This is a genomic window from Rhizobium sp. RU33A (genome assembly GCF_900156055.1).
GTDB lineage: Bacteria > Pseudomonadota > Alphaproteobacteria > Rhizobiales > Rhizobiaceae > Allorhizobium.
Genome location: NZ_FTMQ01000003.1, coordinates 108,488 through 131,446, shown reverse-complemented (window position 1 = coordinate 131,446; position 22,959 = coordinate 108,488). Strand labels below are relative to the sequence as shown.

At 61.8% G+C, this 22,959-nt stretch carries 26 protein-coding genes; 12 read left to right on the top strand and 14 right to left on the bottom strand.

Translation table 11 applies throughout. The features are described from left to right. Positions 1–21 precede the first annotated feature (21 nt). The 5 genes from BW978_RS11505 to BW978_RS11485 form a co-directional block, all read right to left on the bottom strand. Entirely contained in the window at positions 22–1,182 is a 1,161-nt protein-coding gene (locus BW978_RS11505; RefSeq protein ID WP_076395246.1) for a GGDEF domain-containing protein, read from the bottom strand. Between the two features lie 175 nt (positions 1,183–1,357). Then, the gene (locus BW978_RS11500; RefSeq protein ID WP_076395244.1) at positions 1,358–1,708 is read right to left on the bottom strand and encodes a carboxymuconolactone decarboxylase family protein; all 351 of its coding nucleotides are present in this window, start codon (positions 1,706–1,708) and stop codon (positions 1,358–1,360) included. A gap of 223 nt (positions 1,709–1,931) precedes the next feature. Continuing rightward, positions 1,932–2,132, bottom strand: a complete 201-nt coding sequence (locus BW978_RS11495) for a heavy-metal-associated domain-containing protein (RefSeq protein ID WP_139330554.1) — start codon at positions 2,130–2,132, stop codon at positions 1,932–1,934. An 81-nt stretch (positions 2,133–2,213) separates the two neighbouring features. Beyond that, a complete protein-coding gene (cueR, locus tag BW978_RS11490; RefSeq protein WP_076396472.1) occupies positions 2,214–2,657 on the bottom strand; it encodes a Cu(I)-responsive transcriptional regulator in 444 nt (147 codons plus the stop codon). A 176-nt stretch (positions 2,658–2,833) separates the two neighbouring features. Continuing rightward, positions 2,834–5,443, bottom strand: coding sequence for a heavy metal translocating P-type ATPase (locus BW978_RS11485; protein WP_076395242.1), 2,610 nt, complete (start codon positions 5,441–5,443; stop codon positions 2,834–2,836). Between the two features lie 125 nt (positions 5,444–5,568). On the opposite strand from BW978_RS11485, the gene BW978_RS11480 reads away from it, so the two are divergent. The 3 genes from BW978_RS11480 to BW978_RS11470 all read left to right on the top strand — a co-directional run bounded on the left by BW978_RS11480 (position 5,569) and on the right by BW978_RS11470 (position 6,838). Next, on the top strand, positions 5,569–5,898 hold the full coding sequence (locus BW978_RS11480; protein WP_076396470.1) for a type II toxin-antitoxin system RelE/ParE family toxin: 330 nt from the start codon (positions 5,569–5,571) through the stop codon (positions 5,896–5,898). Next, positions 5,895–6,176 (top strand): helix-turn-helix domain-containing protein, encoded by a 282-nt coding sequence (locus BW978_RS11475; RefSeq protein ID WP_076395240.1) that lies wholly within the window; start codon positions 5,895–5,897, stop codon positions 6,174–6,176. The genes BW978_RS11480 and BW978_RS11475 overlap by 4 nt, the downstream gene beginning before the upstream one ends. Positions 6,177–6,316: 140 nt before the next feature. Then, on the top strand, positions 6,317–6,838 hold the full coding sequence (locus BW978_RS11470) for a GNAT family N-acetyltransferase (RefSeq protein WP_076395238.1): 522 nt from the start codon (positions 6,317–6,319) through the stop codon (positions 6,836–6,838). 94 nt (positions 6,839–6,932) lie between these two features. Here the strand turns inward: BW978_RS11470 and BW978_RS11465 are convergent, their stop codons facing one another. Both BW978_RS11465 and BW978_RS23325 read right to left on the bottom strand, forming a co-directional pair. Beyond that, positions 6,933–7,397: a YcgN family cysteine cluster protein gene (locus BW978_RS11465; RefSeq protein ID WP_076396468.1), complete on the bottom strand. Its 465-nt coding sequence runs from the start codon at positions 7,395–7,397 to the stop codon at positions 6,933–6,935. A gap of 8 nt (positions 7,398–7,405) precedes the next feature. Then, positions 7,406–7,705, bottom strand: coding sequence for a hypothetical protein (locus BW978_RS23325; protein ID WP_175616875.1), 300 nt, complete (start codon positions 7,703–7,705; stop codon positions 7,406–7,408). Between the two features lie 106 nt (positions 7,706–7,811). Between BW978_RS23325 and BW978_RS11460 the strand changes: the two genes are divergently transcribed. Beyond that, positions 7,812–9,947 carry a transglycosylase domain-containing protein gene (locus tag BW978_RS11460; RefSeq protein WP_244551967.1) on the top strand — a complete coding sequence of 712 codons (2,136 nt, stop codon included), beginning with the start codon at positions 7,812–7,814 and terminating at the stop codon, positions 9,945–9,947. A gap of 317 nt (positions 9,948–10,264) precedes the next feature. Then, positions 10,265–11,452 carry a GGDEF domain-containing protein gene (locus BW978_RS11455; RefSeq protein WP_244551946.1) on the top strand — a complete coding sequence of 396 codons (1,188 nt, stop codon included), beginning with the start codon at positions 10,265–10,267 and terminating at the stop codon, positions 11,450–11,452. Here BW978_RS11455 and BW978_RS11450 read toward each other — a convergent pair. Further along, complete coding sequence (locus BW978_RS11450) at positions 11,415–13,121, bottom strand: sensor domain-containing diguanylate cyclase (protein ID WP_244551945.1); 1,707 nt, start codon at positions 13,119–13,121, stop codon at positions 11,415–11,417. The two genes, BW978_RS11455 and BW978_RS11450, sit on opposite strands and share 38 nt — an antisense overlap. A 277-nt stretch (positions 13,122–13,398) precedes the next feature. On the opposite strand from BW978_RS11450, the gene BW978_RS11445 reads away from it, so the two are divergent. Together BW978_RS11445 and BW978_RS11435 are read left to right on the top strand one after the other, a co-directional pair. Further along, positions 13,399–13,698 carry a hypothetical protein gene (locus BW978_RS11445; protein WP_076395231.1) on the top strand — a complete coding sequence of 100 codons (300 nt, stop codon included), beginning with the start codon at positions 13,399–13,401 and terminating at the stop codon, positions 13,696–13,698. Between the two features lie 1,101 nt (positions 13,699–14,799). Further along, positions 14,800–15,333, top strand: a complete 534-nt coding sequence (locus BW978_RS11435) for a DUF4269 domain-containing protein (protein ID WP_076395227.1) — start codon at positions 14,800–14,802, stop codon at positions 15,331–15,333. 131 nt (positions 15,334–15,464) lie between these two features. Here BW978_RS11435 and BW978_RS11430 read toward each other — a convergent pair whose 3' ends face one another. Next, positions 15,465–16,244: a class I SAM-dependent methyltransferase gene (locus BW978_RS11430; protein ID WP_076395226.1), complete on the bottom strand. Its 780-nt coding sequence runs from the start codon at positions 16,242–16,244 to the stop codon at positions 15,465–15,467. 460 nt (positions 16,245–16,704) lie between these two features. On the opposite strand from BW978_RS11430, the gene BW978_RS11425 reads away from it, so the two are divergent. Beyond that, the gene (locus tag BW978_RS11425) at positions 16,705–17,391 is read left to right on the top strand and encodes a permease (RefSeq protein ID WP_076395224.1); all 687 of its coding nucleotides are present in this window, start codon (positions 16,705–16,707) and stop codon (positions 17,389–17,391) included. A 3-nt stretch (positions 17,392–17,394) separates the two neighbouring features. Here the strand turns inward: BW978_RS11425 and BW978_RS11420 are convergent, their stop codons facing one another. The 3 genes from BW978_RS11420 to BW978_RS11410 all read right to left on the bottom strand — a co-directional run bounded on the left by BW978_RS11420 (position 17,395) and on the right by BW978_RS11410 (position 19,379). Beyond that, positions 17,395–17,676, bottom strand: coding sequence for a hypothetical protein (locus BW978_RS11420; protein ID WP_076395222.1), 282 nt, complete (start codon positions 17,674–17,676; stop codon positions 17,395–17,397). 170 nt (positions 17,677–17,846) lie between these two features. Next, a complete protein-coding gene (locus tag BW978_RS11415) occupies positions 17,847–18,365 on the bottom strand; it encodes a hypothetical protein (protein WP_076395220.1) in 519 nt (172 codons plus the stop codon). Positions 18,366–18,485: 120 nt separating this feature from the next. Further along, complete coding sequence (locus tag BW978_RS11410) at positions 18,486–19,379, bottom strand: NAD-dependent epimerase/dehydratase family protein (protein WP_076395218.1); 894 nt, start codon at positions 19,377–19,379, stop codon at positions 18,486–18,488. Between the two features lie 152 nt (positions 19,380–19,531). Between BW978_RS11410 and BW978_RS11405 the strand changes: the two genes are divergently transcribed. Further along, positions 19,532–20,011 carry a DUF3833 family protein gene (locus tag BW978_RS11405; protein ID WP_076395217.1) on the top strand — a complete coding sequence of 160 codons (480 nt, stop codon included), beginning with the start codon at positions 19,532–19,534 and terminating at the stop codon, positions 20,009–20,011. Positions 20,012–20,091: 80 nt separating this feature from the next. Continuing rightward, complete coding sequence (locus BW978_RS11400; RefSeq protein WP_076395214.1) at positions 20,092–20,469, top strand: PH domain-containing protein; 378 nt, start codon at positions 20,092–20,094, stop codon at positions 20,467–20,469. Positions 20,470–20,526: 57 nt separating this feature from the next. On the opposite strand, the gene BW978_RS11395 is transcribed toward BW978_RS11400, so the two are convergent. Both BW978_RS11395 and BW978_RS11390 read right to left on the bottom strand, forming a co-directional pair. Beyond that, positions 20,527–21,174, bottom strand: a complete 648-nt coding sequence (locus tag BW978_RS11395) for a HepT-like ribonuclease domain-containing protein (RefSeq protein ID WP_076395212.1) — start codon at positions 21,172–21,174, stop codon at positions 20,527–20,529. Further along, the gene (locus BW978_RS11390; RefSeq protein ID WP_076395210.1) at positions 21,174–21,614 is read right to left on the bottom strand and encodes a RusA family crossover junction endodeoxyribonuclease; all 441 of its coding nucleotides are present in this window, start codon (positions 21,612–21,614) and stop codon (positions 21,174–21,176) included. The genes BW978_RS11395 and BW978_RS11390 overlap by 1 nt, the downstream gene beginning before the upstream one ends. Before the next feature lie 205 nt (positions 21,615–21,819). Between BW978_RS11390 and BW978_RS11385 the strand changes: the two genes are divergently transcribed. Then, on the top strand, positions 21,820–22,404 hold the full coding sequence (locus BW978_RS11385) for a DUF1214 domain-containing protein (protein ID WP_076395208.1): 585 nt from the start codon (positions 21,820–21,822) through the stop codon (positions 22,402–22,404). Beyond that, positions 22,401–22,952: a DUF1254 domain-containing protein gene (locus BW978_RS11380; protein WP_076395206.1), complete on the top strand. Its 552-nt coding sequence runs from the start codon at positions 22,401–22,403 to the stop codon at positions 22,950–22,952. Before BW978_RS11385 ends, BW978_RS11380 begins: the two co-directional genes overlap by 4 nt. Positions 22,953–22,959: the final 7 nt, after the last annotated feature.

The following is a 22,959-nucleotide window of genomic DNA, read 5'->3' as shown; positions in this document are numbered from 1 at the left end:
GCATCTGCTTAACCGCCCCCCTCAGCCCGCCTTCGACCTGTTGCGCCCAGCACTCTTCGCCTCATAGAGCGCCAGATCCGCCCGGGTGATGAGATCGCGCGCTTCCCGCACGCCGCCCTCACCCGTGCCAGCGTAACCGACGGAGACGGTGACGGTCGTAAGTCCGTCGGCGCGGGCCGGATGCGGGATCGAAAGCTCGCGCACCGTGCGGACCAGCCGGTCGGCCAGAAACGTGCCACCGGTCTCGGCATCGACGGCAAACAGCAAGGTGAACTCCTCGCCGCCATAGCGGGCGGCAAAGCCGTCATGTCGGGCGGCGAAGGTGGCGAGGGCCGTGGCAATGCGGCGCAGGCAGTCGTCGCCCTCGACATGGCCGAAGCGGTCGTTGAAGGTCTTGAAGTGGTCGACATCGACCATCAGCAGCAGCACCTCGCCGCGTGTCGCAAGCCAGTCACTGAGCGTTTCGTCGAGGTGCCTTCGGTTGGCGATGCCGGTCAGCATGTCGGTCAGCGTCAGGTCGCGCAGTTCATCACCGCGTCGTTCCGCAAGGTCTGCGCGGTTCTGCGCATCGTAGCGGGCGAGATAGGTGAGACAGCGCTGTCTCTCGACATGCCAGTTGCCGTAGAGCGTGAAGAACAGGCCGGTCACCACCTGCACGGTCAGGGGAAAGATCAGGTTCTCGTCCAGCCCCGGCTTGGCGTGGATGACAAAAAGCGCCGCCAGGCAGGTGACGGCGGTGAAGATCAGCGCGAGGCGAAACCGCAGCACCAGCAACATGTTGCCGAAGAGCAGCACGAGCGGCAGTTCGCCCAGCGTGTAGGTCGCATAGCTCGATTGCGAGATGTAGAGCAAATAGAGCGGCAGCAGGCTCGCGACGAACATGCCGCCGAGCAAGAGCAATTCGCGGATCGCCGGCGGCACGCGGGGCACGAGATAGAAGATCACCAGCGAGCCCGGTACCAGCACCAACAGGCGCATGGCGACCGTGAAGGGCTGGATGTCGGCCATCAGGTGCAGGCTGGTGAGATTGTAGATGTTGTAGACGATCAGGCCGACGATGATCGCATGGCGCAGATGCCGGATGCGTTCGGCGCCGAAATCCCGTTCCTCGGCCCGTTCCACCTCGGGCGCCATGCGCAACAGCCAGTTCAACCGCCCTCTTGCGCCCGTCTCCGTCTGCATGCCCTGGCCATTGCTCCCTGGCGGCGCTCGAGCGGCGCCGCGATGGCCATCAGCATGGCGCAGGGCTACGAATTTTTCGCTAATTTAGAGCGCACAAAATGAAGCAAGCCCGGCATTTTTTTGGGCCGCGACCCGGCGGCGTCGCACCAGGCTTAGCACCGGGTTGTGCCTGCCTTCAGGCCTCCGGCCCGCCGAACTGCTCCCAGGCGGCCATGGCGTCGCCGGCATACATCAGCGAGGGACCTCCACCCATATAGACCGCGAGCCCCAGCGCCTCCTCGAATTCCGCCTTGGTGGTGCCGAGCTTGATCAGCGCTTCGGTGTGAAAGCCGATGCAGCCGTCGCAGCGGGTGGAAATCGCAATGCCGAGCGCCGGCAATTCCTTCACCTTTTTCGACAGCGCGCCATCCTTGGTCGCCGCGCCCGCCATGGCCGAAAAGCCCTGCATCACATCGGGAATGTCCTTGCGCAGGGTCTTGATCCCACTTGAGATATCCCGGGTGATGGCGATGTAGTCCTTGCTCATGGCGGCGTCCCCTAAAAACATACGATAATGCATATATATTTAGGTTCGAGGAGATTGCAAGGGAGAGGTGGGCAGTAGGCAGTAGGCAGTAGGCAGTAGGCAGTAGGCAGTGAGATTGGATTGGTTCTCCAGCAGCGTGGCAATCCTGTGCATTCATCGCTCTTCGCTGCGGACCAACTCCTACATCCTATTGGCTATTGGCTACTCCCTACTGCCTCCACCCTCACGCTTCCCGCACCGGCGTATAGCCCGCCTCACGGATCGCCTGTTCGGCAAGGACCGCATCACCCTCGACGAAGGCCTTGCGGGCTGCGAGATCGATGGTCACCGCGCTTCCCGGCAACACCGCCGCCAAGGCCTTGACCACGGTCTTCTCGCAATGCCCGCAGGTCATGTCCTCGATCTTGAAAACCGTCTGTCCGATCATGGTTTTGTCCTTTCCATTTGCCGACAGCTTCAAGCCGTCGCTTCCAGTCCCTTTCTGCACCTTCCCATGGGGGCAAGGTCAATCCCCGCAGCAGTCCCCGGCCTTGTCCTTTCCGGCGGTCTTTTGCCGCAGCGGCTTGCCTTCGAGATCGGCGAGGATCGGGCAGTTGGGTCGGTCATTGCCGAGGCAGCGCTCGGCGAGATGGGCCAGCGTGTCGCGCATCGCCTGCATTTCGGCGATCTTCTGTTCCAGTTCGTCAACATGGGCGAGTGCCAAGGCCTTCACCTCGGCACTTGCCCGTTCCTTGTCGTCCCAGAGCTTCAACAGCCGCTCGGTCTCTTCAAGCGAAAAGCCGAGATTGCGCGATCGCCGCACGAAACGCAGCCGGTTGACGCTGTCGGCATCATAAACCCGGTAATTCGAGGCCGTTCGCCCCGCCGGCGCAACCAGCCCGATCTCCTCATAGTAGCGGATCATCTTGGCCGAAACGCCCGAGGCATGAGAGGCTTCGCCGATATTCATCGTCATGGTCGTTTCTCCTTCAGTTCCTCTCCCACAGGGGGAGAGGCGGAAATTGCCGGCCCCCGCGCACGCCACCCTCCCCTTGAGGGGGAGGGTCGGAGCGAAGCTCCGGGGTGGGGTGAACAAGCGGCGCGCACCAGCATCACCCCACCCGCGCGTTCCGCGCGACCTCCCCCTCAAGGGGAGGTCAAGACCGCCGTCACCCTCGCCGTCCGCAACCTCAACGCATTGGTCAGCACGAACACGCTCGACAACCCCATGGCTGCCGCCCCCAGCATCGGCGAAAAGGTCACGCCGAAGAGCGGATAGAGCAGCCCCGCCGCGACCGGGATCAGCGCGACATTGTAGCCGAAAGCCCAGAATAGGTTCTGGCGGATATTGGCCATGACCTTGTCCGAGAGCTCGATCGCATGCAGCGCGCCCATCAGGTCGCCGCCGACCAGCACGACATCGGCGCTTTCGATCGCCACGTCGGTGCCGGTGCCGATGGCAATCCCGGCATCGGCGGTGGCAAGCGCCGGCGCATCATTGATGCCATCGCCGACAAAGGCGACCTTCTCACCTTTTGCCTGCAGCGCTTTGATCGCGCTCACCTTTCCCTCCGGCAGCACTTCCGCCACCACCGCATTGATGCCGGCCCTTCTCGCCACGGCCTCTGCCGTCCGCCTGTTGTCGCCGGTCACCATCATCAGCTTCAGACCCCTGGCCTTCAGGGCTGCAATCGCCTGCGCACTCGTCTCCTTGATCGGATCGGCGACCGCAATCGCCGCAGCCAGCTTGCCGTCGATGGCAACGTAAAGCGGGCTTGCGCCTTCATCGGCAAGACAAGTGACGGCGGCGGTGAGATCCGATGTCTCGCCCCCTGCCATCACCCCGAGCTTCACCATGAACCGGTCAGCCCCCGCTGCAATCTTCCGCCCGTCAACGACCCCGGTCACGCCAAACCCGGCCACCGCCTCGATATTCTCCACGGCAGACAGGGCGATCCCCCGCGCCTCCGCCGCCCGCACGATGGCATCCGCCAGGGGATGCTCGGAGCGCGCCTCGAGGCTTGCGGTCAGGCGCAACACCTCGGCCTCGTCGAACCCCTCTGATGTCACGATCTCGCTCACTTCGGGCTTTCCGGCCGTGATCGTGCCGGTCTTGTCCATCACCACCCAGTCGATGGCGGAGAGACTTTGCAGCGCCTCGCCCTTGCGGAAGAGCACGCCGAGTTCGGCCGCGCGGCCGGTGCCGACCATGATCGAGGTGGGCGTGGCAAGCCCCATGGCGCAGGGGCAGGCGATGATCAGCACGGCCACCGCCGCCACGAGCCCGTGCGTATAGGCGGGCTCCGGCCCGAAGATCAGCCATAGGAAAAAAGTCACAACCGCGATACCGATGACTGCGGGCACGAACCAGGCCGTGACCTCATCGACCAGTTTCTGGATCGGCAGTTTCGCCCCTTGCGCTTCCTGGACCATGCGGATGATGCGCGACAGCATCATGTCGGCGCCAATGCCTGTCGCCTCGAAGCGGAAGCTCCCCGAACCGTTGACCGTACCGCCGATGACGGTGGCGCCCGGCCCCTTTTCGACCGGGATCGGCTCGCCCGAGATCATCGCCTCGTCAACGGCACTTGCCCCGTCGATCACCCGGCCATCGACCGGAATACGCTCACCCGGACGGACCACGACGGTGTCACCGAGCCTGACTTCGGAGAGCGACACATCCTGCGTCTCACCCTCACGCTCGACCCGCGCAGTCTTTGCCTGCAGACCCGCGAGCTTGCGGATCGCAGCCCCCGTCCGACCCTTGGCACGCGCTTCCAACAGCCGGCCGAGCAGGATCAGCGAGACGATGACGGTCGCCGCTTCGTAATAGACATGCCGGGCATCGACAGGCAGGGCTTCAGGCGCAAAGGTGGTCACGACGGAATAGAGATAGGCCGCCCCCGTGCCGATCGCGACGAGTGCGTTCATATCGGGCGCCAGCCGCAAGAGCGCCGGAATGCCCTTCAGATAGAAGCGTCGCCCGGGACCGGCGAGAACCGCCGTCGCAAGCGCAAACTGCAGAAGATACAGCGTGTTGCCGGGGAAAATCTGCATCAGCACATGATGCAGCGGCGGATAGAGATGCGCGCCCATTTCCATGACGAAGAGCGGCAGTGTAAGCACAAACGCGATCAGAAAATCGCGCTTCAGCCCCGATATCTCCTTCTCCCGGCGCGCCTCGCGACTATCGTCGGCCCGGCCTGCCGAGCCCCCCGGATGCGCCGAGCCCGGAACCGCATCGGGTGTGGCCTGGCCAACGCCCCCCTGCCCTTCTTCGGCCGCTGCTCCATCCGTCGAAGAACCGACGAGCCTGACCGCATAACCCGCTTTGGCCACGGCTGCGGTGAGCGCCGGCAAGGCATCGGCCCCGCCCAGGACCTTCACCACCGCCTCGCCGGTCGCCAGATTGACGCTTGCGCTCTCGACAGCGGCCACGGATTTCAAGGCCTTCTCGACCCGCGACACGCAGGATGCGCAGGTCATGTCCTCGACCTCCAGCACCAGCGTCTCGGCCTTGGCCTCATAGCCGGCCTTGTCGATCGCTTCGAGCAGGGCGCCTGCCGAGAAGCCCTTTCCCGGAGTCACCGACAACGTCTCGGTCGCAAAATTCACCGCGCTCGCCTCAACCCCCGGCACGGATGCCACGGCCTTTTCCACCCGCCGCACACAGGATGCGCAGGTCATGCCCTCGACAGGCAAAAGGATGGCTTCGTTCTTGTTCTTGGCCAGATGTGGCCTGGACTGCATGTTCATAGCGGTCACCTCCGCCACCATAGATGGACCTTCCCATCATGGGAGGGTCAAGGGGGCACAACAAGAATCTCGCCTTTTGCTAAGCAGGATTGCCGACCATACAAAATATTGTATACTTCTGTGCCATGAAGTCTCTGTACTTTATTGGCAGCGCGCTGAATGACCTGAGGCGGTTTCCCGTGGGGGCAAAACGCGACGCGGGATATCAACTCGACAGGGTACAGCATGGTTTCGAGCCAAGCGACTGGAAGCCGATGTCGAGTGTTGGTGCCGGTGTGCAGGAAATCAGGATCAAGGACACCGGCGGTGCATTCAGGGTCCTTCACGTCGCGAAGTTGGGCAACGCTGTCTACGTGCTGCACTGCTTCCAGAAGAAGAGCCAGAAAACAGCAAAACTGGATCTCGAACTCGCTTCGAAGCGATATGATCAATTGATGAAGGATCTCAAGGCATGACCAAGGAAAGCTACGCCAGCGTTTGGGATGCCATCGAGGACAGCCCTGCGGAAGCCCAGAACATGAAGCTTCGGGCCAAGCTGATGATGGCTTTGGAACGCCATATCCTCACCAAGGGGTGGACACAGGCCGAGGCCGCTCGCCAGCTGGGCGTTACCCAACCGAGGATTTCGGACCTGAAGCGTGGCAAGATCGACCTCTTTGCCCTCGACGGGCTGGTGACCATGGCGGTCGCGGCGGGCCTCTCCATCGACCTTCAGATTGGCGAAGCGGCCTGAGGGCGAGCCGGTCGATCGAAGCTTAAGCCACCCTGCGCTTGAGGGGGAGGTGCGTAGACCACCATCCGCCTTGTCAGTCCATGGGCTTGTCGCGACGCGTCTGAGGACCGAGGCATGAACCATTCACCGGAGAAAAGCCCATGACGCAGAGCTTCACCCTGGGCGAAACGCTGCCTGCGGACAGGGCATCCATCCCCACCCTCTATGCCGCCGCCTTTCCGCAGGAGGATCTTGTGCCGCTGGTCGAGGCCCTGCTCGCCGATCCGGCCGTCCTCTCGCTCTCGGCCCATCTCGACGACAGGCTGATCGGGCACGTTCTTTTCACCCACGGAAAGCTCGAAAACCGGTCCGAGACCGTCGCCCTTCTCGGGCCGCTCGCCGTTCATCCCGATCACCAGCGCCAGGGGATCGGCAAGGCCTTGATCGCCGACGGTCTGAGCCGCCTCAAGGCCAAGGGTGTGACTGAGGTGCTGGTGCTCGGGGACCCCGCCTATTACGGCCTTTCCGGTTTCAGGCCGGCAAGCCGGGTGAAGCCGCCTTATCCACTGCTTGCCGAATGGATGGCGGCTTGGCAATGGCTGAGGCTTGATGGCGGCGAGGACGATCTCGCCGGGCGGCTACTGCTGCCGAACGCCTGGATGCGCGCGGAATTGTGGAGCTAAAAGGCTTGGAGGTCTTCGGGCCGCGAAGTAGCCAGCATGACCATGGTCTCCGTCATCAGCATGATAAAGCCTGGCCCCCCGCCTCGCGAGCCCCTCAATCCCGCTCCGCGCCAACTCGCATCGGCCAGTCGACCACGTAATCCTCGAGATCCTCGACATCGAGCCCCTCCTCCGAGATCGTCCGGCCGCGGGCGGAAATCCCGGCCTGGTGCACGGTTTCCGAACTGCCAGAGACCAGCGGGTGCCACCAGTAGAGGTCGAGGCCCTCGTCGATCAGGCGGTAACCGCAGGTCGGTGGCAGCCACTGGATTTCGCGCAGGCCCTTGAGTGTCAGCTGGATGCAGTCAGGCACGGTTTCCTGGCGGTTCTCGTAATCGGAGCAGCGACAGCTGTCGCCGTCGAGCAGCTTGCAGGCAACCGAGGTGAAGACCACCTCGCCGGTGTCCCAATCCTCGAGCTTGTTGAGACAACAGAGGCCACAGCCATCGCAGAGGCTTTCCCATTCCGCGTTGCTCATTTCGGCGAGCGTCTTGGTCTTCCAGAAGGGCTGTTCGGTCATCGTCTCGTTCAACTGACTGTGATCTTTCGGTCTTGCTGCGGCATCAGGCTGCGGGGCAACTCGCTGCGGCGCGGGCCGCCATCCTGTGCCAGTCGGTGGCCGGGGTGCAACGCCTGCCACCAAAAGCGGGTCCGGTTCCGCGCCGGGTTCACCATGGCCAGCGAAACCGCTTGTTCTTTTTCGGCAAATCGACCATCACTCACATAATGACGACCCGCACTTAGTCTCTTCGGGTCCTGATCCCAATCGGCGGGCGCGTCAAGGGAGCCGACAACAAGTTTTCGGGAAAATGCCACGGTGGCCGACAACGACAAGCCTGACGATCTTCAGCCTGCGGAACGCCTCGGCGGCGCCGATGGCGGCGATCGGCCAGCGTCTGGCGCCGCCGCGACAAGCAGCGAAAAACCACGGAAGCTGAAGCGCCACATCTTTCTCAAGATCGACAGCTGGCTCGACTCGACGCTGTGGAATGCCGGCTATGACCTCGCCGAGGCCTGGGAAGAAATCACCATCTTCTTCCGCCGCTTCCGTGTGCGGGGCCTCAAGAAGCTCGGCTTCGAGATCGCCGGCGAAGCCATGACGCTTGGCACCGCCGGCATGGTGCTCTTGCTCGCGCTTGCGCAGCCTGCCTTCGAGGAAACCAAGAAAGACTGGCGCAACCACGACAATTTCGCCGTCACCTTCCTCGATCGCTACGGCAACACAATCGGCCATCGCGGCATCATCCATGAAAATTCCGTGCCGGTCGACGAATTGCCGGACCATCTGGTCAAGGCGGTTCTGGCGACGGAAGACCGGCGCTTCTTCGATCACTTCGGCATCGACTTCATCGGTCTTGCGCGCGCCATGTCGGAAAACGCCAAGGCCGGCGAAGTGGTCCAGGGCGGCTCGACGCTGACGCAGCAGCTGGCAAAGAACCTGTTCCTGACCAATGAGCGGTCGATCGAGCGCAAGATCAAGGAAGCCTATCTGGCGCTCTGGCTCGAGGCGAACCTGTCGAAGACGGAAATCCTGTCGCTCTATCTGGACCGCGCATATATGGGCGGCGGCACCTTCGGAGCGGCAGCCGCCTCGCAATTCTATTTCGGCAAGAACATCACCGAAGTGACACTTGCGGAAGCGGCGATGCTGGCCGGCCTGTTCAAGGCGCCGGCGAAATATGCGCCGCATGTCAACCTGCCAGCGGCGCGTGCGCGCGCCAACGATGTTTTGACCAACATGGTGCAGAGCGGACTGATGACCGAGGGCCAGGTCGTGGCAGCGAGGCGCAATCCGGCCTCCGTCATCGACCGCGACGAAAAGGAAGCGCCCGACTTCTTCCTCGACTGGGCCTTCGAGGAGGTGCAGCGGATCGCGGCCCGCTTCAAGGATCATACGCTGGTCGTGCGCACGACGATCGATCTCGGGCTGCAGCAGGCAGCCGACGAGGCAGTCGCGTCGTCGCTGCGCGAGTATGGCGAGAGCTACAACGTCAAGCAGGGCGCTCTGGTGATGGTCGAGAACGGCGGGGCGGTGCGCGCCATGGTCGGCGGACGCGACTATGGCGAGAGCCAGTTCAACCGCGCGACGCGAGCGCTGCGCCAGCCGGGCTCCTCGTTCAAGATGTATACTTACGCGCTGGCCATGGAGAACGGCTATACGCCGGATACGGTGGTGGTCGATGCGCCGGTCGCCTGGGGCAACTGGAGCCCGCAGAACTACGGTCGCAGCTTTGCCGGCCGGGTGACCATGGAAACGGCGCTGGCGAAATCGATCAACACGATCCCGGTCCGGCTCGCCAAGGAAAAATTCGGCATCGACGCGATCATCCAGACCACCAAGGCGATGGGCGTGGAGACGCCGATCAAGAAGGATGTGACGATCCCACTCGGCACGTCGGAAGTCACCGTCATGGACCAGGCGACGGCCTATGCCGTACTGCCGGCCGACGGTTATGCTTCGCGCCGTCACGGCATTGCGCAGATCGTCAATTACGCCGGCGAGGTGCTTTACGATTTCGAGCGCGACGCGCCCGCGCCCGAGCGCATCCTGTCCGAACAGGCCGCCCGCTCGATGAACCAGATGATGACCAAGATCCCCTATATCGGTACGGCCCGACGCGCCGCCGTCGACGGGATCCTGACGGCCGGCAAGACCGGCACGACCCAGGCTTACCGCGATGCGTGGTTCGTCGGTTATACCGGCAATTACACCGCCGCCGTCTGGTTCGGAAACGACGACTACACCTCGACCAACAATATGACGGGCGGCTCGCTGCCGGCCATGACCTTCAAGAAGCTGATGGACTATGCCCATCAGGGCATCGACATCAAGCCGATCCCCGGCGTTGACCAGCCGATGCCGGAGAAGGAAGCCAAGCCCCAGGTGGCGGATGCCGCCAATCCGGATGCTCTGCCGCCGATGGTGCGTCCTCGCTCGCTGTCATCGCAATCGACCCGCCTGATCCGGGAGCTCGCAACACGCCTGAAATCCGCCGACGCGCTTTCGGCACCGGCGGGTACGGCACAGGCTGCGATAGAGCCCGAAACGACCGGCTCGACCAGCCGTTAAGACAATCACAAGTTTACTTCGTCTCAAGCATGGCGGCTGCGAATCGCGACGGCGATGTGGCGGCTCACGACCGCCTTTCCGTCTCATAGAGGCACAGGTCTCCGCCTGCCCTCGCCTACCATCCTGAATTGAAACAGGTTGCAACTCCCTAGGCGTTCCAGGTCTTTCGGCGTTCACCAACGGTTAACCATACCGCTTGTGTTCATCCATGATTTCTCGTATTGGCACATCGCCTTCACCCCAAATTAAGGGGGCCAAACATACATTTCCGCTGTTTCGACGGTTCATATATTTCAATCGGTGATTGGACATCCATGATGAGATGGCTCGGACTTCCCGCTAGGCCCCGATTGACGGTGGAGCAGTATGCGGCATTCCTCGAAGATCGCGCAGCTTTGCGCAGCCGGATGCTGAAGGCGGCCGTTGTCTGCGTTCTCATCTTCTATCTCGCCTGCTTTCTCTTCGATCTGTGGTTGCTCGGCGATGTCACCATGCTGTCGGCGGTTCTGCGCTTTGGCGTGATGCTGCCGATCGCGATTGGCCTTCTCGTCTACATTGCGGGCAATCATCCGATCGAGAAGAAGGAGATCGCTGCGATCCTGGTGGCACTTCTCGCCAATGTCTGCTGGTGCGCGATCCTCGTCTCCAGTTCGAGCCCGGGCGTGCTCACTTATTTCTATGCGGCCGCGACCTTCCAGATGGCCATCACGATTGCCGCCGCTTCGCCGTTCCGTCCGGCGCTGCGCGCCAGCATCTTCACCTTCTGCCTCAACTATTCCGTCATCTGGTTCCTGGAGGGGGCGAGCCCCTCCTATGTCATCCAGCATCTGGCGGTCTACATGCCGACGGTGCTGATGACGCTGCTGGTCTCCTATCAGCTCGAGGTGGAGGCGCTCACCAGCCATCTGCAGATGCAGGAAAACGAAGCGCTGAAGCGGGAGTTGTCGCGGCAGAACAAGGATCTCGCCCGGCTCTCCGTCACCGACCCGCTGACCAGGCTTGCCAACCGCCGCGGCACCGAGATGGAGCTGATGCGGCTTGCGACGGACGTGTCGGACGAGGCGCGGCGCGTGGTGCTGCTGGTTGCCGATGTCGATCACTTCAAGGCCTATAACGACGCCTATGGCCATGGCGCCGGCGATGAATGTCTGAAGCGGGTGGCCCGCGCCATGCGCCGGGCCCTGCCGATGGAGGCGCATCTCGCCCGCCATGGCGGCGAGGAATTCCTCGCCATCTTCTCCAACGCCGACAGAAACATGGCACCGACGCTGGCCGAGAGCCTGCGCCGCGCCGTGCGCCAGCTCGGCATCGCCCATGGTTTTACCGGCGACCGGAACACCTATGTGACGATCAGCGTCGGCGCGGTCTCGGGGACGATCCAGTCCGAGGGCGACTTCGAGCGCCTGCTCGACATGGCCGACCGCGCGCTCTACGCCGCCAAGGCCGACGGCCGCAACACCTGGCGCGTCAGCCTCGATGAGGACGAGGCACGGGTGGTGGCGTGAGCGTGAGTGCGGGGCTTTCGCCGACTGCCTCTCCCCTGTTGCCGCCGCGGGTTCTGTTGCGTCCGGCCCTCTTGGCTTCGTAAAGCAGCTTGTCGGCCCGTTCATACAAAGCGGGAAAGCCTTCATCGCCGGAGATCAGGGTGATGCCCATGCTCGCAGTCACGGCCCGGGCAAGTGCAGGAACGGCGCTGGCGACGGTGGTCGGGATCGCCTGGCGGCGAAGCTCGGCCTCTCCATCGACGTCATGCCCGCGCAGCACCAGAAGGAACTCTTCGCCACCCAGGCGATAAGCGCGGACGTCCGGCCCGGCCTTGAGTGCGGCGGCGACGGCCTTCAGCACCTCGTCGCCCACGCCATGCCCGTAGCCATCGTTGATCGCCTTGAAATGATCGACGTCGATGACGGCGAGTGCTGTAAAGCGCTCGGCGCGTAGCTGCTCGAAGTGGCGCTCGATCGCGCGTCTGTTGAGCAAACCCGTCAATGGATCGGTTTCCGCCAGACGCTCGAGCAGGTCCGCCTCGTTCAGCGCACGATCTCGCTCTCGCCTGATGAGCACAAAGCGATCCGCCACGCCAAGCGTGGTGAGCAGGACCTCAAACATGCAGCCGAAATAGAACAGCAGCATGGCATCCTGGCTGGGGAGCCCGGGTGTTATGCCCGTTACCAATCGTATCAGTCCGACCAGTATCAACGGCGCGTAGCCAATGGCCTGGAACCTTGCGGCGCGGCTTCCGCGGCGCAATGAATCGATCATCGAGAAGAGAAAGACGGCAAGAACCGGGGTAAATGCTGCCGTGTAGACGGTCGATTGCACCGGACGGGCCACGAAGGGGAAGCTCGCGTGGAAGACACTGAGGAAGATCGCCCATGCGGCACAATAGGGAAGGATGCGCCGCAGGAGCGGATGCAGCATTCCTTGCTCGATAAAGCTGTAGGTGAACATCGCGCCTGAAGCGATCGTCAGACCGAAGATCAGCGTCGTCATCCAGCTTAGCGTCATGGCCGGGGGATCGAAGAACACGACCGCCAGACCTGATGTGACGACAAGCGTCATCAGCAGCGACAATGTCAGCGCCGAGTGCCAGAGAACGAAGGGTTGCCGGAGGGCTCGGTAGAATGCTGCATTGAAAATGAGGGGCATGACGAGCATGCCAGCGAGCCCGGCCATCAACAGCAGAAACCGCAGATCGTCACGGCCAGCGCCTGCGTCCGCAGGTGAAAGATAGGCTTGCTCCAATGTCATCTGGTGGGAGGGCAGATCAACGACCGCGACGACGTGCCGGGTCATCTCGGTGACATCAGGCAGAGCTGCATTGAAGTAGCCACCAGCCATCGAGCTGCGCAAGGAGGCGGAAGGATAGGACGTCTGGCGAATTCCACCATCCTTGTCGATCGCCAGCAGATGCACGGCTTCGAGCGCGCTTCGCCTCGAGAGTAGATATCGCAGCGGTGTCTGATCGGGTTTGATATCGAAGCGAAGCAGCACGCGCTCGGCAGCGATCGAGAAATCCTGGCCCGCAGCGGAGCAGGACCATCTTTGTTCATCGCGCGCCACCGCAACGGGATCGTCCGAAAGCGTGGCTTCAGCCCAGCAGGATGGGCGAATGCCGGCGGAATCGCTCGCGTAGGCGGTGTCGGCACCCCATTTTGCCACGACTACCAGAAGCACACATATCACTAAGACCTTAAAGAAACCGTTGGAAATCATAGACTTTGCGATAGCGGAGAAAGCTTTTGATGCCGTTAAGAGCGGGATCCACTTCTGACGGCGAAAAATCAGGTATTCGGAGCCAAGGCGCGGTGTTGGCGCGTGCCGGGCATGGCTGAGGACGACCCAAACCGGTCATAGAATCGGCCTCCATAGAGACCGCCTAGGGTTGCGTGAAGACGCTGGCTTGCTACTATCTCATGGCGTACAAACTCAAACATATGAAGGAGCCATTTTAATGGACCAGCATATTGGCGATCTGATCGTAACGGACGTGACCATAGTCAGTCGTCATGTCACTGGCCTTACTCATGTCAAACCGGGTGGAAACCTTATAGCTTCGGGCGGGCTGTCAGGCGGGCTCAAGATTGAAGCGGGCGCGAATGCAGTTGTATCCGGTGAGGTGGGCCGCAACATTCACAACGAGGGAAATCTTGTGCTGAGCGGCAATGTTCTGGGCAGGATTTTGGGACCCGGATCGGTCATCAAGAGCGCTGAGGCGAGCGTATCCGGCGACGACCGGCCATTGACTTCATAACAAGACAGCCATGACCGCAAATGGCGCTATCGCGCCGTGGCGGCAACCGGCCCAGAGCGACCTTGCTGCCTCGGTTGCCGCAAGTATAGTCCGATCATGTCCAAAGCTATAATCCGTGTTTATCAGTTCCGAAGCGACGAATTCTCCCGGTCGCCTGACACTGTTGTGGCTGTAGCACCAATGGAGGCAGTCGTTTCAGTCTACGGCTCCGGCGGCCTTACTGGCGAAGGCGGACTTTCGGATGCGTTCGGTGGTGCGGCTATATACAAGAACGATGAAACTGGGATGTGCTTTTTTGGTATCTGGGGCGCACGCAACACAGCGAAATTCAAGGCCGACCTAGAGACAAAGCTCAATATCGAAGTGGTCAAGGAGACGCCGCCAGCGAGGCTAAGCCACTGGGGCAGATCGAAGTCGAGGCCCAAGTCAACAGGTCTTGCTGGTACACATTCCTGAAGTTGAATGCTCTGTAGCGTATGACCGCTATTGGCGCTTCAGTGTCATGGCGGCAACCGGCCCGAAGCGGTCATCAGGTCACTAAGTGTTTGGCAAATACTAGCTGCGACTCAAGATGAGTAAGCCAATCCGATTGCGATGTTAAGAAACACAAAGCTCACGAACGCGAACACAAGCCCAGCCGGCAGTAGGCTCGGAGTAACCGAGAAGCGGCGGCGTGCGTACAGAAACGTGGATAGAGGAAGAACGAAAGTAGCGAGAAGGTGCCAGAAATCAAAGGTTTTGAATGCGCCTGTGAGTTGCGAACCGACTGAGAGTAATACGAGCAGCCAGACAGCAACGGCCACCACCGCCGCACCTCCTGCCGCGACAGCAAAAATGGACCCGTAAGTGCTGGCAAGTCGTCGCAATTCCGGGACTAACAGCCCTATGGCCAAAATGGTCGTGAGTAGGAATTCTGTCCACATACTGCCGAGGATAGGTGCCACTTCGCGGGGCGGCAACTTCAATTAGAATTGCGGCCTAGCTTCACCCCACTCATGACCGCTCCCGGCGCATCGCTACAATCTCCCCGCTCCACCCCCCCTTGATGCGCTCCCCCTCGGGCGTTAGGTACGCAACCCAATCATCTCACGGGGCGAGCCAGTGTCGCGGACCGACTATCAGACTGCCGTGGATCAAATCGGCATCCTGGAGGCGCTTGCGGCCTATGATCCGCATATCGCGGGCACCCCGCCGCTCGGGGTCGACACCCTGACCAGCGATATCGACATTCTCTGCTGTGCGCCGGATGCGGAGGCCTTTGTTGCCGATGTGCAGCGGTTCTATGGCGCGATGAGCGGCTTTCGCATCTGGCAGTGGGTGTCGAAGGATCGGCCGGTGATTGCGACGTTTCGGGCATGCGGGTGGGATTTCGAAATCTTCGCCAGCCCCCTGCCTGTGGCCGAGCAGTTCGGCTGGCGCCATTTCGAGATGGAACGGCGCTTGCTGGGGCTCGGCGGTGACGGGTTCAAACGCGCCATTCTGGCGCTGCGACGACAGGGCCTGAAGACCGAACCGGCCTTCTGGTCGGCGCTGGGCCAGGAGGGCGATGCCTATCTCGGCCTGCTGACCCTGGAACAGGCCAGCGACACAGAGCTTCGCGCCATGCTGGAGGCGGCCGGCTTCGGGGCAAGTTGATCCTCGCTGCGGTGCCGGAGGCCTCAGACCTGAGGCGCGAACGGTGCTGCATTAGGCCGAGCTTGGCGTCCCCTGCCCCCTCATCCGGCCTTTGGTCCGCTTCTCCCCGCCTTCGGGGAGAAGAGCTCAGCTCATCCCTCCTCCGCCTTGCCGATCGGATAGAGGAAGAGCCGTGTCTTGCGAGCGTCCGACAGCTCCCAGATCTCGTCGGGATCGACATCCGGCACGGCAAAGCTGTTGGAGACGAAGAGGCTACCGGGCTTCATTTCGCTCGACAGTTTCTGCCAGAGGGCGGCCATTGGGGCGGGCGAGAGGAAGGCGTAGACCAAGTCTTCCTGCGCGACATCCGTCTTCCAGAGATCGCCGCGGCGGATCTCGCCCTTGCCCGAGATGAGCGACATGAGGCGAGCTGCCAGATAGACGGCGGGGGCATTCTCCACGCCCCGCGCCCGCCTGCCCTCGCCGTCGAGCGCGCGGACAACGCCGCCGAGGCCGCAGCCAAGGTCGAGCATGCGCGCGGCCTTGCGATCGCGCATCATGTCCTTCAAGACCGAAGCCGTTTCGGGGTTGGTGAGATAGAGCGGCACGCGGCCGCGGGTGGTGTTGGAAAACACGAGCGCCAGGATGAGGAAGGCGATGCCGAAGGGCCAGGCGGGCAGATTGCCGAGCAGCATGACCGAGCCCATGGCGAGCGGAAAGAGGAAGGCGATCAACAGCCACCAGCGCGGAAGGCGCAGAAGTGCACAGATCAGTGCCGCAAGCGCTCCCTGCAGGACAAGCGCGATCATGATCAGCGGCAGGCGCTCGACCGAGGTCGATAGCGGCGCGGTGACGACCGCCACCACCGGCAGGGCGACGACCTGGGCGAGAAGCGCGCCGAGGATCGGCGTCTTGCGGAAAAGGGCGAGCATTCAGTCTCCGGCAGGTTTCGAACCGCGCGACACTGGCAGGTGGTGGGGCGATTCTCAAGGGCGGACCCTGCCCTTGCGGGGAAGCGCTGGAGCAAAGTTCCGGGGTGGGTGGGCGCTTGAGCATGCCTGAGACGTGATCACCTCCACCCGCCGCTTCGCGGCGATCTCACCCCTCACCCTGAGGCTCCCTCGCAAGGTGAGGGCCCCCGAGGGATCGAGGCCTCAGCTTTGCCCCCGCCCTCGTCCTTCGAGGGTCGCTACGCTCCCGCCTCAGGATGAGGGCTTGATCGCGGGCGGGCGTGGAAATGGGGTTAGCAACGCAAGCTTCGAGCCTGGGCTGCAGGTGGACCGGGTACGGCGGGTTTGTCGCGCCGGTCTTGCGCCAGCTCTTTGCGGCTGGCATCGTCGCGTGCGGCCAGCCAAGGGCGTTCGGTCGCGACAGGGCACTTAAGGATTATGCATGGATTTCATGAGGCTGTTGAAATCGCTCGAGGAGCTGCTCTACGAGCTCGTCTCCTGGCTGGTCTTCTATCCGATGACCTTCTGGCGCGCCTTCATCCGTCCGCTCAGCATGATGCGTTATGCCGATGACGAGCTGGAGGACCGGCCGGAAGACCAGTATGACGATACGATCAGCCCGCCGTTGTTTCTCTTGATCACGCTATTGCTTTCGCAGGCTCTGTCGACGGCGTTTCCGAGCGTGGCAACCTCGGCGGACGCGCTGGCGCTCACCCATTCCTTCTCCAACCTGCTCATCGTGCGCGGGGTTGTCTTCGGGATGTTTCCGATGGTCATGGCCGTGACGCTGATCCGGTACAAAGGGTTGATCCTGAAGCGGTCGACGCTGCGGCCGCCCTTCTTCAGCCAGTGTTATGTGGCCGCTCCCTTCGTCTTCCTGATCGGTCTTTCGGTTGATTTTCTGGCCATACCTGGGGGGCAAGCCGATGCCTATGCGGCGGCCGTCTTTGTCGGTGCGGTCGTCTGGTATGGGCAGGCGGAGATCCGCTGGTTCCGGCGTGATCTGGGGATCGGCAATGCCAAGGCGACGGGGCTCTTCCTCCTCGCCTTTGTCATCGCAACCGTGGCTGCTCTTGGCGTCGCGATCGGTGTGGCGCTGCAACTGCCGCGCTGGTTTGCGCCGGGTTGACGATCAGTGCCGGCTGCCGGGGCGCTCGTCCCGCTCGCCGTTGTCTGCGGCATTGTCGCCAAGCAAGATGCGGCCGAGCTCGGCTTCCAGTTCGGTGCGTTCGCGCGGATCGAAATCGCAATAGCCATGGATCGCCGCGTGGGACCAGAGGATCCGCCCTGACAGCAACGGCGCATCAATCGTCGAGATCACATGCCCCTGCATCGCCACATCGAAGGTGACGAAGCTCTGGCCGCGCACTTCGATCTGCGCGCAATTGGCGATTTCCATGCGCTTTTCGTGCATGACTGTTCTTCGGGTCGTCAATAAACCCTAGAAATGAAGGGTTTTCCTATATTCCTCATATGTGAAAAACCCGCGCGTTTCATCCACCAATTTAGGATTTTACCCGTAAAAATTTGCAGGCAATGAGAGTTCCCCCACCGTACGCGCCGACGGGGGAACGGGTCCTGGTGTCAGCGGCTGTCGCGGCGTGCCTGGCCATTCTTGACGAACTGAGACACCCGCCCGACTTCCATCGGATTGACGAGGTCCGGACCGCGCTCATTGGGCACCGAGCGCATGCCCTTCTTGGCACGGCGCGAGGTCGGGCGGTTGGGACGGCTCGCGGCGCGGCGCATCTCGAGCGCCTTTTCGGCATTGCGCTTCAGTTCTTTCCGGGATGAGAAGCGCTTGCGCCGGGCGATCTCGCCGTTGACACGCTGCAGGGCAGCGGAGAGGGCGGCGAACTTCTCGCGGCTGCCGGCATTGTCGGACGCAGGCTTTGCCCCTGACGGTGCCGCCTTGCCGCGCATTTCCCGGCGCTGGCGGCTGGCGATGTCACGAGCCCGATCCCGTCTTTCGCGCAGGGTCTTGCGCAGGGTTGCCAGTTCCTCGTCGCCGCGCTCGGCCAGCAAGGGGTGGCGCGAGGCCTCCACCAGTTCCTTCTCGCTGTCGTCGAACAGTCTCAGTTCCGTTCTGCGTGCCTGGGCCATAGCCGTCTCCCTTGTGCTTTGCTGTAATTACAAGGGGTTGAACGGCAGATATCGGCTGGTGTTCCACCCCGGGCGACCGGGGCGGCTGACATTCGAGTGAGCGAGATTTGATGCGCGGTCTCAGACCTTCACGTATTTGCGCCAGTCGTGCTCTTCCTTGAACCCAAGGAGTTCGCGGATCTTGCGGTTCGACAGCGGCGCATCGAAACCGTCAATCTCACCCGTGATCGGCGTGTTCGGCGCCCATTTGGCGAGGAATTCGCGGGTCGGGACCGTCGCCGTGATCGTATCGTTGACGGCGTTGAAAACCTGAAAGCCGAGGCCATCCTTCGCCACGCAGAGGTCAACGATCTGGCCGAGATCACGGGCATCGATATAGGCCCAGGCATTGCGCTTGCGGCATGGCGGATCGGCGAGATAGCCAGGGAAGTTTGCATAGTCCTCTGGCGAAATCACGTTGCCGATGCGCAGCGCGTAAACGTCGATGCCGAACCGCATGGCAAAGGCGCGGGCGGTCTTTTCGTTGACGACCTTGGAGAGGCCGTAAGAGTCCATCGGATCGACGTCATACTCTTCGGTCAGCGGGAACTCCTTGTAATCCTTGTCACCTTCGGCAAAGCAGACGCCAAAGGTGGTCTCGGACGAGGCGATGATTACCTTCTTGATGCCGAGCTTTGCGGCAGACTCGATGACGTTGTAGGTCGAGACGGTGTTTTCCGCGAAGGTCTTGTTGTCAGGATGCATCAGGATGCGGGGAACGGCTGCGAAATGCACAACCGCATCTGCAGGCTTGGGGCCGCCCGCTTCTTCATAGCCCTCATAGCCGAAATGGCAGGAGAGCGCGTTGAAGACCTCGCCGGCATCGGTGACGTCGGTCAACAGGGTGTGCACGCCTGGAACGTCGAGCACGGCGCGGTCGACATTCAGCACCTTGTGTCCCTTATCCAAGAGATAAGGCACGACATGGCGCCCCGCCTTGCCGCTGCCGCCGGTGAATACGATCCGCTTGCCCATGGTGATCCTCCTCGAGAATGGGTTGTCTGACGACCAGATAGCGCGGCGGAGGCAAAAGCGTAAGGGGCCAAAGCGCGTCTTTGGACCCCAAGGGAACCGGAGCCGCCTCCCCCGTGTTTCACCGGACCAATCGGCAAACCAGGAGAGACGCCTTGAAACTCGAGGATTTTGCAGACAGAGAGCCCAGATTCATTCTGGAGGAGTTTTTCTCCGGCACGCTGCGCGGCTATGGAATGACCATCGGTCGCCTCGGCGGCTTCCAGAACCGGTTCACGATCGACGCCCGCGGACGCTTCGACGCAAGCGCCAATGTGCTGTCGCTGACGGAAGACTATTTCTTCGACGACGGTCATTCCGACACGCTCAACTGGACGATCCTGAAGCGTGGCGAAAACCGCTATGAGGGCCGCGAAACGCTGATCGACGGCACGGCAGCGGGCGAACAAGCCGGCTGCGCCTTCCGCTGGCAATATGCCCGCGACGTGCCGGATGCCGATGGTTCTAAGACCCGGTTCGGTTTCGACGACTGGTTCATCCTGCATGACGAACGCCACATGAGCGTGCATGCCTCGCTGACCAAACTTGGCGTGGAGGTGGCGACGCTGGAGGCGTTTTACGAACGGGTTGGGTAGTCGCACGAAAGGCGGAGGCAGCGCTTGACGCTCTGCGGCACCCTCCCCATCTCCCATTAGAACACCGCAGGAGGATCACGATGGGACTGTTCGACGGATTGCTGGGCCACGGATCGAGCGTCGATCCTTCCGATCTCGCCAAGCGGCTGGATGGCGTATTGATCGACGGCGAGCAGGTTTCGCTCGCTTTCCGCGTCATCCGCGACGTCTTCGTCTTCACCGACAAGCGGCTGATCCTGATCGACGTGCAGGGCATTACCGGCTCGAAGGTCGATTACATGTCCGTCCCCTACCGTGCGATCACCCGCTTTTCCGTCGAAACCGCCGGCACCTTCGACCTCGACAGCGAGCTGAAGATCTGGGTGTCGGGCGCCGACACGCCGGTGACGAAGACGCTGAAGAAGGGCACGGATGTCAGGGGGATACAGCGGGCATTGGCTGCGGGGGTGTTGCGGTGAAGGAAGGCAAGTTGCCCTTTGGGAAGGCCGATGAACGGAAAGAGCAATTCTTTACGACTAAGCCAGTGCCTCATCGATTGCGCTGAAGATGGCTTGAAGGTCATCTGCAGAAGGTTCGGCGCTGATGTCACCATGGACGATCCTGTTGCGCAGAAGCACTAAAGGCCTTAGCCGCACCTCAAGTTCGGGGGAGAGGTATCCCAACCGAGCCAATGACTCAAGAACAGTTCCTGGTTTGCGCGGACGGCGATTTCCTTCGTCATCCAGACGGTGCAACACGGCCTCCAGCAATGACCAACCCATTACGAATGCGGCTCGACTTTGCCCTGTACGTCCCAGGTCCTCCATCTCTTTCAGTTGAATTCGGATCGATGCCTCAGATGCCGCAGGCAGGACATCGGACATCAGAGGATCTACCTCGCCGTGGCTGACAACAAGTTGCCAATCCGGGTGATCTATAAACAACCGCCTAATCTCATCCAATGAAAGAGCTAGGCTCGCCATTCTGGGCCGCAAGAACTGGATTGCAACATTCAGGCCGGGTTTAAGGGCAATAGCGTCTGGACGGTAGGCACCAAAAAAATCAGGCAATTCCTCGCGACGGGGATTTGGAATGAAGTCAAACCCCTGCTCTTGATAGCGCTCGCGCAGCCGACCCATTGGAAATTCATCGGCATCAACTGTTGTCTGCAGGTTTACGGCCATCAACGCCTTCTCCAACTCAAATCGTCGGCGATGTGCACATATACCACGGGCGTAGGGGCTTCCGAAGCGTTTATGCGATCCAAAGCCAAAACCAGTTGCTCACTTCGACTGGTGATTTCCCAACCGACCTCGGGTTCAAATTTCTGCACCGTCACCATCTCAACCATTTGATCGTCAATGTAGGCCACTCCAATAAGTGCGTCCATGATCGGCTTTATGATGTTGTCGATATCACCGACCATGGGCGCGGTCGGAAAGTAATAGATTGTGATCGCGAGCGGTGATGACACAAGATAGGTCTGTAAATCGCGCTCAGATATCCTCGCCTGCGCGGCTTGCGCCACGGCAGCCTTCCATCGAGCAACCGAGCCCGCCCGCCCCTGGAGAGAGACCGGAGTGGCCGCAATGAAAAAGTCGAATGGAAAGAGGAAGTCTTCCACACAAAGCAACCATAAGGAACACTTTCTGACTATACACCGCTTTAGCTAACTGCAGTCAATCATCAGCATGGGATAAGGCCTGCGGGCGAATCTGTGCCGCGCCATCCCCCCCCTCAAACTTCCCTCACCCCCGAATCAGTGATACCCCTCGGGCACTGCCGCCCGGCGCGAATGCGCCTGCATTGCCGAAGGTCTCGACCCGCCCGTGTTTCGTGTTCCCCTCATCGTCGCCATTGCGCTGATCATCGCCTTCGGAGGCGGGATCCTGTCGGCGCTTTCGATGCTGAATGCCTCGGTCGGGTTCGGGGCAATCGAGGTGGCGGGATGGCGGGCGTTTCCCGCCGCGCAGACGGCGTCCGCCGATCCTTATGCCAAGGCGCACCGGGCCAAGGGCGGGCGGCTGCTTTATGGATCTGCCGAAGGGCTGCAGTTCACCGCCTCTCGCGACAAGGACGGGTTGACGCTGACGGGCACCTGTTCCTACCGGATGAGCGGTCGCACGCCCACGGCGCGGCTGTGGACGCTTTATGTCGCCGATCCCGCCGGCAATCCCCTGGATGCGGGGGCCGACCTTCCGACATCGAAGAATTCCCAGACGGTTCTCAGGCGCAGTGACGGGACATTCGACATCACGATCTCGCGCACGGCAAAATCCGGCAACTGGCTCGCCATCCCCGATACGGGATCCTTCCAGTTGGTGCTGACGCTGCTCGACACGCCGGCAGCGGCCTCGACGGGCCTCTCCGGTCTTGCCATGCCGGTCATCGAGCAGATCGGATGTGGCCAATGAGCAAGCTTCTCTATGCCATCCTAACCGGTTTCTTCGGTGCGGTGCTCCTGCACATCATCATCATTCTCGGCGTGCCGCATTTCACCGGGCGCGATGCCTATACGCGCGTGACCGCCGAGGGCGCCCCCTTCGTCTTTCACCCGCTGTCGGCTGCGCCCGATGCTGCGGGCCTGTCGAACCTCGACCCCGATCTGCGGGTCGCGGTCTGTCATTTCGACATTACCCGGCAGCCGCTATCCCTCATTGCCCTTGGCGGCGGTGTCGATTTCTGGTCGGTCGCAATCTACGACCGGGATGCCAACGAAATCTTTTCGATGAACGACCGCACTTCGGTCGCCGGCGATCTCGACGTCCTGGTCGCAACCCCGGTCCAGGTGGCGCAACTCAGAAAGACACCGATCGCAGCACTCGCCGAAACGATCCTGGTCGAACATCCGGGCATGGAAGGTTATGTGGTGCTGAGGGTGCTGGCGCCGCAGGCAAGCTATGAGGCCGATGCCAAAGCGTTTCTCGCCGATGCGGAATGCCTGCCGTTCATCGGGCGCTGAACGGATC